Origin of the sequence: uncultured Winogradskyella sp. (assembly GCF_947495255.1) — a bacterium.
Lineage (GTDB): Bacteria > Bacteroidota > Bacteroidia > Flavobacteriales > Flavobacteriaceae > Winogradskyella.
Map to the genome: position 1 here is coordinate 155,835 of NZ_CANLYI010000010.1, position 13,597 is coordinate 169,431.

Genomic DNA, 13,597 nt, shown 5'->3' on the forward strand with positions numbered 1-13,597 from the left:
TCATTTGCTATATTATTATCGACGTCTTCCTCCTGAGTATGTCATTGCTTCTCCTTTACCAAAACCATAACTTACTCCCAAGGTGATAAAACGACCTCGTTGACTATAACTATAAGACTCAAAAGTTGGCTGCGATACAAAACGTTCAGAAATTCGAGATTCAAATAAATCTCTTATACCTAAATTAACAACCGCTTTTCCTTTGAATATTTTTTTACGAACTCCTAAATCTAAAAAAGCATAACCAGACACTTCTCCTTGAATTGTGTTGTAACCAGATTGATATCGTCCTGTTAACTCTACATCGATATCTGCAGGCAACCCTACTTTAGTTCCTAACCTAGATGACCATTGGTTACCTGAAAAATCAAAAGATTGCGCTTCAAAGGTTCCTACACGGTCAAAATAATTATAGTTAATATCACCTGTTATAGTAAGCCATTTCGTTGGACTATATTTCCCGTTAGTTTCAAAACCAACAGATGCATTAGTACCGATGTTTTCTGGTGAAGTCGTTGTTACGTTGTCTTCAAAAGCTGAAACGCGCTCTATTACCTCTGTTGTGTACTTATGATATATACTAGAGCTAAAAGAAGCTTTACCTATCTTATAAATACTTGTTAACTCATAAGAATCTGTAAATTCAGGTTGTAAATTCGGGTTTCCTATTCGGATATTGAAACTATTTCTAATATTAAAGAACGGATTTAAATCCCATAATCTAGGTCTAAATATTCGTCTAGAGTATCCTGCTTGTAACGACACATTATCACTTATTTTATAAGATGTATGCAAAGAAGGAAAATAGTCTGTAAAATTGCGCGAACTAGACTCATTAGTATTAGTTAATAATGTACTTAAGTCCGTAATCTCCATACGTAAGCCTGCTTTTATTCCCCATTTTTCTAATTCGTAAGCACCTGTAAAATATAAACCTAATACCTTTTGATCATATTCAAAATTGTTGGTTAGATTTTCATTTACCACATAAACTGTTCCTATTAAATCACTAACTTCATAATCGTTCCCTACATCGTTAATAACATACTGTGCTCCTGTTTCAATAGTATACGTTTCAGATAACGGATTTGTATAATCAGCTTTAAAGGTGTAATCAGCTTGTTGAAAATTCGTTTTTGTTTGCTGACTACTATTAGAATCTGTTCCTGACAAAGTGGTGTTAGAAAATTCCGAAGATTGATCTTTTCCAAAAAATCGCCCCAAAGCACTTAATTGTAGAGTGTGCTCTTTATTATTTTTAAACTGCTTTTTATAATTGAACTCGTATTGATATTTAGGATTTGTAGCCTCTGTTGTCTCTTTTCGCAACCAGCTAGATACTAAATCATCATTAGAATCGAAGAATCTAAAATTAGTTTCTGAAGGTTGATCTTCTATTTCATAGGCAAAATTACCCGATAAGGTTAAAATATTTAGGTCGTTAATATGATAATCCGTACCTAAAGTAAAATTGTAAAATGTTTCATCTCTATAAGCTGTTCCTTCACTATATATAACTTCATCATCCGATAAATTTCTATTTATCTCTTCACTATCTCTTGGTAGCGAACGATAACCTGCTCCTATTTGTGTAAAAAGATTGAATTTCTCTGTTCTACGATTAAGGCTTAAACCGATGCTATGGTTATCTGGAATACCAGTATTTACAGAAACAGAGCCATTCCATCCTTTTTTCTCTTCCTTTTTAAGGATAATATTTAAAATTCCAGCTGTTCCTGAAGCTTCATATTTAGCAGAAGGATTGGTTATAACTTCTATACTTTCAATCATATCAGCTGTGAGTGTTCCTAAGGAATTACTAGATTCATCAGCTAAAACAGAAGGTTTGCCATTAATTAAAATTTGAACACCAGAGCTACCTCTTAAACTAATTTCACCTTCTATATTAACGGTTACTGAAGGCACACTATTAAGCACCTCTAAAGCACTTGCACCTGTACTACTAATATCTTTACCAATATTAAATACGCGCTTGTCTAATTTAAATACCGTTTTAGACACTTCAGCTCTTACTACAACTTCTTTTAGAGACTCATTATCTCCTGCTAGTTTAATAACACCTAAATCGATTTTATAATTTAATACAGAGAACTGCGTAATCCTTTTTGTTTTAAATCCCATAAAACTGATTTCAATGTAAAAATCAGAAGCAGATGTATTTAAATTGAACTTCCCGTTATCATCTGTTGTTGTTCCCGTCAAAATTTCTTTTGAATCGTTTTTATACAAGGCAATTGTTGCATAAGGAATGGGTTGGGAATTTGCCTCTTCTAATAACAAACCACTTATTTCTAATTCACTTTGTTGAGCAATAGAAATACTTGAAGTTAATAGCAGTAAGATATAGAGTATATTTTTAAAAAATGGTTTCATTACAGAATGGTCTAATGGTCTTTCAAAATTATTCAAAAACCTGATATTGAGATGTTATAAAAGCAAAAATCCCGACTTACATAAGTAAATCGGGATTCGTTTTAAGTGGGCGACAAGGGATTCGAACCCCTGACCCCTTGGGTGTAAACCAAGTGCTCTGAACCAACTGAGCTAGTCGCCCTTATTATTAAGGACTGCAAAGATAGTCTAGTTTTTAATATCTCAAAACATTTTTTGAAAAAAAATTAAATTATTTCTGCGACCACAAAAGTACTTCCACCAATATAAATTAAATCATCTTTCTTAGCATTTGATTTTGCGTTAGTTAAAGCTTCTGCTACACTTTTAAATGACTTACCAAATAATTGATATTTTTCAAAAAAAGACTTTAATAATTCTTCATTTAAGCCTCTTTGCACATCTGGTTTACAAAAATAATATGTCGCTTGCTTTGGAAGTAACGGAATAATACGCTCTAAATCTTTATCATTTACAACTCCAAAGACAATATGAAGTTGATTATAATCTTCATTTTTAATTTGATTTAACACATAAGTAAGACCTTCCTTATTATGAGCCGTATCGCAAACAATCTTTGGTTCTGTCCCTAATAGTTGCCATCGACCTTGTAAACCTGTATTGTTAGCGACCTTTAAAAGGCCTGCTTTTAAATCTTTATCGGAAATTTTAAATCCTTTATCCTTTAAGACTTTTATAGATTGTAAAACAGTTTTTATATTATGAACCTGATAAGCCCCTTTTAAGTCACTTTCTAGTACGTTTTTTATCCCTTGATCTGCAAAGTATATCTTAGAACCAGTCGCTGTTGCTTTGCGTTTAAATACCTTTTTGGTTTCGGAATGTGTTTCTCCTATGACAACAGGAATATTTTTTTTAATGATTCCCGCTTTCTCTCCTGCAATCTTCTCGCGAGTATCACCTAAAAACTGTGTATGATCAATACCAATGTTTGTTATAACAGATAATTCTGGTGTTATAATATTTGTAGAATCTAATCGTCCTCCTAATCCTACTTCAATAACAGCTATATCTACTTTTTGTTTTGAAAAATAATCGAAAGCCATACCAACAGTCATTTCAAAAAAGGATAATTGATTGGCCTCTAAAAACGCTCTATTTCGTTTAATAAAACCAATTACGGCATGTTTACTAATAACCTTGCCATTAATACGAATGCGTTCTCTAAAATCTTTTAAATGTGGCGATGTATATAACCCAACTTTATAACCTGCTTCTTGTAGTATTGATGCAAGCATATGGCTTGTAGAACCTTTACCATTTGTACCACCTACATGTACGGATTTAAACCCATTTTCTGGATGATTTAAATGCTTTGCTAAATTTATTGTATTGGATAAATCTTTCTTAAAGGCTGAGTTGCCTTTATTCTGATACATTGGAAGTTGCTGAAACATCCAATTAACAGTATCTAAATAGTTCATGTTATTGACCTACATCAAAGTTAATACTTACAAAACCAACTTGAGTCGTTGGCGCATCTGCATCTGCTGGCCACTTATGTGACATGGCTATTTTTTTTGCTGGCGCAAGTAAACATGGATGTGTATTGGTTGTTCCTCTAATTCCTGGTTCTGCATTAATTACTTTACCCTGTCTGTTAACTTCAATTCTAACAACGACCAAACCGTATTCATTACAGTCTTGCTTATAAATTTGCTTAGAAGGTTTTCCTCTACCTCCTAGTCCATAACCAATTCCACCTTTACCAGGACCAGAACCTCCAAAATAGCTAGTAGCATAAGGATCTCCATCTAATTGCCCTTTATTTCCTCCTTGACTATCTGGACCTTCGCCTCCATCTGTATTACCATCAGCATTTTTTACGCCTCCAATAAGGTTATCTAATTTTCTTTTCTTCTCCGCTTCTTCTTGACGTTTCTTTTCTGCAGCTTCACGCTTTTCTCTTTCCACACGTTCTGCTTCTGCCTTAACCTTGGCTTCGGCATCTGCTTTCGCTTTTGCTTCAGCCTCTTTCTGCTTTTTAATCGCAATAGCTTCAGCATTTTCTTGTGTCATTACTTCTTCAGCTTTGGTAGCTGCTTCTGTAGGTGTCGTTTCAGCTTCTTGTGGCTGAACTTCTTCTACAACCTCTTCCTCTACAACTTTATCTTCAACAGATTTTCTTGGCTCACTCAACGGTTTGTTGCCACTACCAAAATCTGTAGTTCCAAAATTTACAGCAACACCATATTCTTCTGGTGGATCCATATATTGAGGTCCAACAACAAACAATAGCAAAAGCAGTATCAAAGAAATGAGTACTGTGATTCTTGCTGAATTACGTTCGTGTTTGGTCTCTAAATATTTCACTTTATTTTTGTTAATTAATTACACCTGCTAGGTGGTAATTGTAATTCAATAATAATGCCGTTTAATTTGGCTGAACTGCTAAGATTACTTTTATTTTGTTTCTATTAGCAATATCCATAACCTTTACTACATTCTCTACAGGAACAGACTTCTCTGCACGTAAAACAATTGTAGGTGCATCTTGATTAGCAAAAATTGCTAACAATTGAGTTTCTAATACTGCTTCGCTAACGCGCTTCTGATCAATATAATAAGTCAAATCTTTTTTGATACTTACCGCAGTTGATTTTTTGTTTTCTGTTTTACCACTTGCTTTAGGTAAAACAATATCAATTGCATTAGTACTTACCAATGTTGACGCTATCATAAAAAAGATTAATAACAAGAACACAATATCCGTCATTGACGCAAAATTGAATTCTGGTGTTATTTTATTTCGTCCTCTAATATTCATAAAATTAGATTGGTTCGTTTAAGTGATCTAAAAATTCAATAGAGTTTGCTTCCATTTGGTAAACAACTTTATTTGTTCTTCCTACAACATGGTTAAATGCTACATAGGCAACAATACCTACAATAAGTCCACCAACGGTTGTAGTCATCGCAGTATATAACCCACTTGCTAGTACATCCATTTGAATGGTTCCACCTGCATTTGCTAATTCGAAAATTGAAATGATCATACCTACAACAGTTCCTAAAAACCCAATCATAGGAGCAACACCAGAAATTGTTGCAAGAACATTTACATTCTTTTCTAGATTATAAATTTCTAATCGACCAGCATTCTCTATGGCAGTATTAATATCATCTAAAGGTTTTCCTATTCTTGTAATTCCTTTATTAATTAATCTTGAAACAGGCGAGTTTTGCTGTGCGCATAACATTTGTGCCGAATCTATTTTTCCGTTACTAACGTGGTCCTTTATTTGATTCATAAAATTTGAATCGACCTTTGATGCTGCTTTAATAGCAAAAATGCGTTCGAAATAAATGTATATGGCTAAAATTAGGAGTAAGAATAAAATAAGAATTATTACAATTCCTGAGGTTCCTCCACTTGTAATCAATTCAATTATAGATAACGTTTTTTCAACTGATTCTCCTTCAGCTAAAACAGCTACTTCATCTTGAATAGTACTTAATGATATCATACTAAAATATTTATTTTTTTAAGTTGTTCTTGTTATAACGTTAAGTTTTAAACTTAAGTATAAATGCGTAATCTATATATTAAAATATCGCTCTTGTTACCATAAAGGCAGCAGCACCAGCAATAAAACCAACAAATGCTAACCAAGATATTTTCTTTAAGTACCAAAAGAAATCAATTTTCTCCATTCCCATTGCAACAACACCTGCAGCAGAACCGATGATTAACATACTACCACCTGTACCAGCAGAATAGGCTATAAAGTGCCAAAGCTCATTATCTAATGGTTCTGAGAACATACCTAAACTAGCAGCTACTAAAGGTACATTATCAATAACAGCAGATCCTACACCTAACAATAATACTACTAAATCAGAAACGCCTTCATGATGAAACTCTGTACCTAACATTGGCATAGTCTCTTGTAACGTACCTGCAAAACCGAATAAGATCCCTAAAGATTCTAAAGCTGCAACTGCCATTAAAATTCCTAAGAAAAATAAGATACTTGGCAATTCAATTTTAGATAAAGAATGATGGACAGGACTATGACTTGCTCCTGATGCATGTTCATCTGACCCAACTTCCGATATTGCGAATTTTGAATTACTATAAACTTCAGCAAAGATTGCTACAACACCTAAAGAAAGCATCATACCAACATATGGAGGTAAATGTGTAACCACTTTAAAAATAGGTACAAAAATAATAGCACCTAATCCTAAGAATAACATTGTTGAGCTAAATTTATTTTTAGGCTTTCCGTCTGATTCTTGTAGTTCTAAAGTTCCTTGAAAAGGTTTTAAGAACGAAGCAATAAATGTTGGTACAACCATACATAACAATGACGGAATAAACAGGTAAGATAATAATTTACCTGTAGATACTTTATTACCAATCCAAAGCATTGTTGTTGTAACGTCACCAATTGGAGACCAGGCACCACCAGCATTGGCAGCAATAATTATTAAACCAGCATACCAAATTCTAACATCTCTCTCTTTAACAATTTTCTGAAGAATTGAGATTAAAACGATTGTTGCTGTTAAATTATCTATAATAGCTGAAAGGATAAATGCTAGTATTGAAAACATCCAAAGCAATTTCTTTCTGCTATTAAAATTAACTGCATTTTTAATTGTAGAAAAGCCATCAAAGTAATCTATGATTTCTACAATGGTCATTGCTCCTAGTAAAAACACTAATATCTCTGCCGTTTTTCCCAAATGGTGCAGTAAGGTTTCTTCCATTAAATGCATTTTCTCTTCATGCGGAAGTAGGCCAAAGTTATCCATTAAGCTATGCTGAGCAGAATCGAACCATTGGTTGAAATCATCAATACCTAATGAAATCAATGCCCAACTAATAGCCATCATCACCAGAGCAGGAATTAATTTATCGATTTTAATATTATGTTCTAAAGTAATGGCTAAATAGCCAAAAACAAATACAAGAATTATTACTGTTTCCATTTTAAGGGATTTTTTAAATTAGTTGTCTTAATGCAATTTCGAAAGCTGTTTCGCTAATGCCTATTTTTGTTGGGTTATTTTTATGTACTGCTATTAAAGCTTTTTTAATTACTTCAGATGTATCATTAAAAATGGCTTCATCTGTCATTTGTACTTTACGTTCCATAAAGTAAGCGAAGACTCTTGCCATTCCACAGTTTGAAATAAAATCTGGAATTAAGCTCACTTTTTGATCTGTATGTTCCATTATTGAACCAAAAAATATTTCTTTATCAGCAAACGGTACATTGGCTCCACAAGTAATAACTTCTAGACCTGTAGAAATCATTTGATTAATTTGATCTTGAGTTACTAATCTAGACGCTGCACAAGGTGCAAATATCTCTGTTTGTAACGACCATATCTTCTTATTGATTTCTTCAAAAGGAATTAATGAATCTGCTACAAGTGTATTCCCGTTTTTATTAAGGTACAATTCTGTGATTTCTTTAAACGAAAATCCATTTTCATTAATTAATCCACCAACTCTATCAATAATACCTACAACTTTTGCTCCCATTTGTGCAAAATAAAAGGCTGCTGCCGCACCAACGTTACCAAATCCTTGAACAACGACTCTTTTTCCTTTGATAGAATTATCATTGATATCATAAAAATGTTTTGCAGCTATAGCAACACCATAACCAGTAATCATGTCAGCAACTGTATACTTTTTGCTAACATCTGGAGAATAATCAGGATTTTCAATAACTTTAATTACGCCATGTCTTAACTGACCAATTCTATTAATTTTATCTGCAATCGTTGGTTTAAAGTGACCTTCAAAAACACCTTCTTGTGGGTGCCAAACGCCACTTTCTTCAGTAATAGGGATTACTTCATGTATTTCGTCTACATTTAAATCACCACCTGTTCCATAATAACTTTTTAGCAATGGAGAAACAGCAGCATACCAACGCTCTAAAACACCAATTTTTCTTGGGTCTTGAGGGTCAAAATTAATTCCAGATTTTGCACCTCCAATTGCAGGCCCAGAAACAGTGAATTTCACCTCCATTGTTTTTGCCAGAGATAATACTTCATTTTTGTCAAGTCCTTTGCGCATTCGCGTTCCTCCTCCTGCTGCTCCACCTCTTAGTGAATTAATTACTGTCCAACCTTCTGCTTCGGTTTCTGGATCGTTCCAGTGAAATACTATTTCAGGAGTCTTATTTTCGTATGTATGAAGTAAATCTTTTATCAATTTTTTGAGTTTAAATTGTTGTAACAAATATAAAAAACTATCGAACGTTAATGTTAATTAAAGTTGATTTTTAGGCATTAAAATTTTTCCTGAAGAATGATTTTGATTTGCACCTGTAACACTCATTAAACAATTAACTTCATTTCTGTCTTTTAGTACACCTAATAGTCCAAAAATCAGTCCTTCTTTAAACTCTACAATTTCATTTTTTGGAATTACAATTTCAGAAACTGAATGATGATTAATGCGACTTATCAAGAAGTCATTATAAACTCCACCTCCTGTAATTAACACATTTGATTTTTCTTTATCTAAAATTTTTGAAATTTGAATAGCTATATGTTCTATAAAAGTTCTTAAGATATCTTTAATTTGAAGTTTAAAAGAATCAATCAATGGGAAAATATTCATATCAACCCATTCTAAACCTAAAGATTTTGGTGGATTTTCTTTGTAAAATTGAAGTTGGTTAAGAATAGACAACAATTTTTTATTAATAGTTCCTGTTGATGCTAATTGCCCTTTATCGTCGTATTCCAAATTAATTATAGAAACATAATGATTTAAAACAATATTAACAGGACATATATCGAAAGCGATTCTTTCATTATTAAACTCAAAAGAAACATTTGCAAAACCTCCAAGATTTAGACAATAGTCATATTTACTAAATAATAATTCATCACCAATTGGAACCAAAGGCGCACCTTGCCCTCCAAATTCTACATCTTGCACTCTAAAATCACAGATTACTTTTTTGTTAAGCTTATCTGCTAAAATTTGATTGTTTCCTATTTGATAAGTTAATCCATTTTCTGGTTGATGTAATGCTGTGTGACCATGAGAAGCAATAAAATCAATACTTTCAATATTATTTCTATCGCTAAAATCTGAAATTACATCTGCTAAATGTTTAGAATAATTTAAATCTATATTCTCTAACTCATCATTTTTTTTAGTGACTAATTGGCTTAAAGTTAATTTCCATTCTGTTGAATATTTTACAGTTTCTGCTTTAATAATATTAAAACACCATACGTTTTTAAAAGAGAAATTGACATAAATAATATCTATACCATCTAAAGACGTGCCAGACATTAAAGCAAGAATATTGTAATTAGTTTTTATCATATTAGTAAAAATAATATTACTTATTGAAAATACCACAAGAAAAAATTATCTTTGCATGAATTTTTTATTAAATCAATAATTATATAGTTTATGGATTTTAGTTTAACAGAAGAACATTTAATGATTCGTGATGCAGCGAGAGATTTTGCACAAACCGAATTACTTCCTGGTGTGATAGAGCGTGATAATGCTCAGAAATTTCCTGATTCATTAGTTAGAAAAATGGGTGAGTTAGGTTTTTTAGGTATTATGGTAGACCCAAAATATGGAGGTAGTGGTATGGATGCTATTTCTTATGTACTTATTATGGAAGAATTATCTAAAATTGATGCCTCAGCTTCGGTTATGGTTTCTGTTAATAATTCGTTAGTTTGTTACGGACTTGAAGCTTATGCTAGTGAAGATCAAAAACAAAAGTATCTTACAAAATTAGCAACAGGAGAAAATATAGGTGCATTTTGTTTAAGTGAACCAGAAGCTGGCAGTGATGCTACATCTCAAAGAACAACAGCTATTGATAAAGGTGATTATTACTTAATAAATGGAACTAAAAATTGGATTACAAATGGTGGACGTGCAGATGTTTATTTAGTAATTGCCCAAACGGATAAACATAAAGGATCTCACGGTATTAATGCTTTTATTGTTGAAAAAGGAACTCCAGGCTTTGACATTGGACCTAAAGAAGATAAATTAGGTATAAGAGGAAGTGATACACATACACTTCAATTTAACGATGTTAAAGTGCCAAAAGAAAATAGAATCGGTGAAGATGGCTCAGGGTTTCTGTTTGCAATGAAAACCCTTTCTGGAGGAAGAATAGGCATTGCTGCGCAAGCATTAGGGATTGCTGCTGGTGCATATGAGTTGGCTCTAAAATATTCTAAAGAGCGTAAAGCTTTTGGTACAGAAATATGTAATCATCAAGCTATTGCTTTTAAATTGGCCGATATGCATACAGAAATTGAGGCTGCTAGAATGTTAGTAATGAAAGCTGCTTGGGATAAAGACCAAGGAAATAATTACGACATGTCTAGTGCTATGGCTAAATTATATGCGAGTAAAGTTGCAATGGAACATACAGTTGAAGCAGTACAAATACATGGTGGAAATGGTTTTGTAAAAGAATATCATGTAGAACGTTTAATGCGTGATGCAAAAATCACTCAAATTTATGAAGGTACTTCTGAAATTCAGAAAATTGTAATTTCTAGAAGTTTAATTAAAGGATAAAACAACACTTAGAGATATTTAAAAGGTTTCAGAATTGAATTTTGAAGCCTTTTTTAGTTATTAGATAATTCGTTTACTACCAATCTTAATTCTCCATATGAATATTTATCATCGAGAAGATGCTTTAAATCTGATAGATTTTCAAAAGTTTTTGATGGAATGATTTGTTTAAGTTCATTATACTTAGCCTCATCAATTAATTCAGTGATTTTAATTTCACCAGAAGAAATAAAACTTGCAAGATGACCAAATATGGTGTTTTCATTTAAATCTCGTAGCACCGCAATTTCATCAATAGATTTTCCATCTTTGTAAAGTTTTAAAGACTCTAATTTCGTTTCACCAGTTTTTCTTTTTGGCTTAGGTAAATCTAACGTAATATTCTTTGAACTAGTTTCTATATCATTTTCATCACAGTAAGAAATAATGACTTTTAAGATTTCAGTACCATATTTCTCAACTCTAGTTTTACCCATACCATGAATTTTTTTTAATTCTTCTTTACTCGTAGGTAAAGTTTCACACATAGCATAAAGCGATTTTTGTGTAAACACTTGAAAGTGTACTAAATCTTCTCTATTAGCAATCTGGTTTCTTAGCTCCCTTAATAACTCAAATAGTTCTACATTAGTGGTCCCGTCAATAATCATTTTACGAATCTTCTTTGGCTTTTCTTTACCTAAGAAAACTGATTTAGCTCTTAGAGATAAAAATTTATCCGTATTAAAACCATCTTTTAAGCCATTAAAAAAAGAAATTTTAGTATCAAACAATTCTTCTAACATATCTAATTGGGTTACTAAATCTTTATCTACAGCTTTATTATCTGTTGTAAACGTCAGTTTTTTAAATGAATCTTTAATTATAGAATTAGTTTTTTCATCAAAATAACTTAAAGCTTTATTAAAACGTTCTTGTAAAAGAGGATGCGATTCTGGGATAGCTTTGGGCTCTAATAAAGTATCTAATTGCAATTTAAAACCATTACTAACCTTCAATAAATTTGCAATACCAGTCTTAATTGTATTTAAAGGTTCTTCAATTATCCCTTCAATACTACCTCTGTTTTTATAAAAAATATCCAACATCCGATTGATAGGATATAGAAATTTATAAAAATCAAATATTTCTGAAATCAACATTAGTTGATAGTCTCGCTCTGATTGAAGTAATACTTGCTCATCAGGTTGATTTTCTTCAGCATTCTCATTAAATGTAATTACATTTTGATCACTAATAATTTGATTAGATTCAATCTTACTTTTTAAAACAAGGCCTTCCAGAGATTTACAACGACTGAGTGCAACATATGTTTGCCCATGAGCGAAGGCACCTTGGGCATCTATAATAGCTTTTTCAAAGGTTAATCCTTGACTTTTATGAATAGTAATAGACCATGCTAAACGCAATGGTATTTGAGAATAACTCCCTATTTTATCTTCTGATATAGCTTTAGTATCGCTATCGACATTGTATTTAATATTTTCCCAAGTTTCTAATTTAGCATTAATATTAAAATCATCGTCAGGACAATGAACAACAACTTCATCCTTCTCTAATAGAATCACTTTTCCTATTTTACCATTATAATAACGTTTATCGGGAGAGCTATCATTCTTAATAAACATTACTTGGGCACCAACTTTAAGAACTAACTCTTCTTTATTCGGATAAGAATTCTCTGGAAAATTTCCTTCTATCTTCGCTTTATAAGTCTGTTCTCTTCCTTTTAACTTCCTTAACTCTAATAAATTATTTTGACGTGCCTTATTATTATGCGTAGTAAGTGAAATATATCCATCGTCCTTATTAGGTTCAAAATTAGGAATAAACCTTCTGTTTAATTCCTTTGCCAATTTCTCACTTAATCTGTTATTTCGAATCTCATTCAAAATATCAATAAAAACAGGATTATCTTGTCTGTAAATATGCTTTAACTCAATGGAAATAGGATAACAACTTTGATAAGATATGCTGCTAAAAAAATATGCGTTTTTATAGAATGGTTGAAGTAACCGCCATTCATTATCTTTTACTACAGGAGAAAGTTGCTGTAAGTCTCCAATCATTAATAATTGAACTCCTCCAAATATTTTATCTCTATTTTTATATCGACGTAAGGTCTTATCAATACCATCTAATAAATCAGCCCTCACCATACTTATTTCATCTATGACTAAAAGATCTAAGGATTTAATTATATTAATCTTGGTTTTACTAAATTTTCTATTAAAACCTGCAGAATTAGTTAAACTCTCATTAGGTAAAATAGGACCAAATGGCATCTGAAAAAAAGAATGAATAGTAACACCCTTAGCGTTAATTGCAGCCACACCTGTTGGTGCAACTATAACCATTCTTTTATTGCTTTGAAGTTTTAATTTATGAAGAAAAGTGGTTTTCCCTGTACCAGCCTTACCTGTTAAAAAAATATTTCTATTCGTTTTAGTAACAAATTTCCAAGCTAAATCAATTTCTTTATTTACCACCATTATATTAATTATACTAAGATTGAATATAATAAAACTATCTTTTAAATCCGAACAAAACGTAAAAACATAAAACAAAAAAACCCTTACTAGAACACTAGTAAGGGTTTTACAATATCGATATATACAT

10 protein-coding genes and 1 tRNA gene are annotated in these 13,597 nt (G+C 31.9%); 1 reads left to right on the plus strand and 10 read right to left on the minus strand.

What is annotated here, in order from left to right; genetic code table 11:
- Positions 1–15 precede the first annotated feature (15 nt).
- From Q0807_RS16650 to Q0807_RS16690, 9 genes are all read right to left on the minus strand, one after another.
- Positions 16–2,430, minus strand: coding sequence for an outer membrane beta-barrel family protein (locus Q0807_RS16650; RefSeq protein WP_299111899.1), 2,415 nt, complete (start codon positions 2,428–2,430; stop codon positions 16–18).
- A 70-nt stretch (positions 2,431–2,500) separates the two neighbouring features.
- Positions 2,501–2,575, minus strand: a tRNA-Val gene (locus Q0807_RS16655).
- A gap of 64 nt (positions 2,576–2,639) precedes the next feature.
- On the minus strand, positions 2,640–3,857 hold the full coding sequence (locus tag Q0807_RS16660) for a folylpolyglutamate synthase/dihydrofolate synthase family protein (protein WP_299111902.1): 1,218 nt from the start codon (positions 3,855–3,857) through the stop codon (positions 2,640–2,642).
- A 1-nt stretch (position 3,858) separates the two neighbouring features.
- Positions 3,859–4,746: an energy transducer TonB gene (locus tag Q0807_RS16665; RefSeq protein ID WP_299111904.1), complete on the minus strand. Its 888-nt coding sequence runs from the start codon at positions 4,744–4,746 to the stop codon at positions 3,859–3,861.
- Between the two features lie 61 nt (positions 4,747–4,807).
- Complete coding sequence (locus Q0807_RS16670) at positions 4,808–5,200, minus strand: biopolymer transporter ExbD (RefSeq protein WP_299111906.1); 393 nt, start codon at positions 5,198–5,200, stop codon at positions 4,808–4,810.
- Between the two features lie 4 nt (positions 5,201–5,204).
- Complete coding sequence (locus Q0807_RS16675) at positions 5,205–5,900, minus strand: MotA/TolQ/ExbB proton channel family protein (protein WP_299111907.1); 696 nt, start codon at positions 5,898–5,900, stop codon at positions 5,205–5,207.
- A 79-nt stretch (positions 5,901–5,979) separates the two neighbouring features.
- Positions 5,980–7,371: a sodium:proton antiporter NhaD gene (nhaD, locus tag Q0807_RS16680; RefSeq protein WP_299111909.1), complete on the minus strand. Its 1,392-nt coding sequence runs from the start codon at positions 7,369–7,371 to the stop codon at positions 5,980–5,982.
- Between the two features lie 13 nt (positions 7,372–7,384).
- Complete coding sequence (locus Q0807_RS16685; RefSeq protein WP_299111921.1) at positions 7,385–8,611, minus strand: Glu/Leu/Phe/Val dehydrogenase dimerization domain-containing protein; 1,227 nt, start codon at positions 8,609–8,611, stop codon at positions 7,385–7,387.
- A 60-nt stretch (positions 8,612–8,671) separates the two neighbouring features.
- Positions 8,672–9,745: an anhydro-N-acetylmuramic acid kinase gene (locus tag Q0807_RS16690; RefSeq protein ID WP_299111910.1), complete on the minus strand. Its 1,074-nt coding sequence runs from the start codon at positions 9,743–9,745 to the stop codon at positions 8,672–8,674.
- A 90-nt stretch (positions 9,746–9,835) separates the two neighbouring features.
- On the opposite strand from Q0807_RS16690, the gene Q0807_RS16695 reads away from it, so the two are divergent.
- Entirely contained in the window at positions 9,836–10,978 is a 1,143-nt protein-coding gene (locus tag Q0807_RS16695; RefSeq protein WP_299111912.1) for an acyl-CoA dehydrogenase, read from the plus strand.
- 53 nt (positions 10,979–11,031) lie between these two features.
- Here Q0807_RS16695 and Q0807_RS16700 read toward each other — a convergent pair whose 3' ends face one another.
- Complete coding sequence (locus tag Q0807_RS16700; RefSeq protein WP_299111913.1) at positions 11,032–13,470, minus strand: helix-turn-helix domain-containing protein; 2,439 nt, start codon at positions 13,468–13,470, stop codon at positions 11,032–11,034.
- Between the last annotated feature and the right edge of the window lie 127 nt (positions 13,471–13,597).

Coding starts and splice junctions, on each gene's coding strand:
- Q0807_RS16670 (WP_299111906.1), bottom strand. CDS start 5,200: ATGAATATTAGAGGACGAAATAAAATAACACCAGAATTCAATTTTGCG.
- Q0807_RS16690 (WP_299111910.1), bottom strand. CDS start 9,745: ATGATAAAAACTAATTACAATATTCTTGCTTTAATGTCTGGCACGTCT.
- Q0807_RS16675 (WP_299111907.1), bottom strand. CDS start 5,900: ATGATATCATTAAGTACTATTCAAGATGAAGTAGCTGTTTTAGCTGAA.
- Q0807_RS16700 (WP_299111913.1), bottom strand. CDS start 13,470: ATGGTGGTAAATAAAGAAATTGATTTAGCTTGGAAATTTGTTACTAAA.
- nhaD (WP_299111909.1), bottom strand. CDS start 7,371: ATGGAAACAGTAATAATTCTTGTATTTGTTTTTGGCTATTTAGCCATT.
- Q0807_RS16660 (WP_299111902.1), bottom strand. CDS start 3,857: ATGAACTATTTAGATACTGTTAATTGGATGTTTCAGCAACTTCCAATG.
- Q0807_RS16695 (WP_299111912.1), top strand. CDS start 9,836: ATGGATTTTAGTTTAACAGAAGAACATTTAATGATTCGTGATGCAGCG.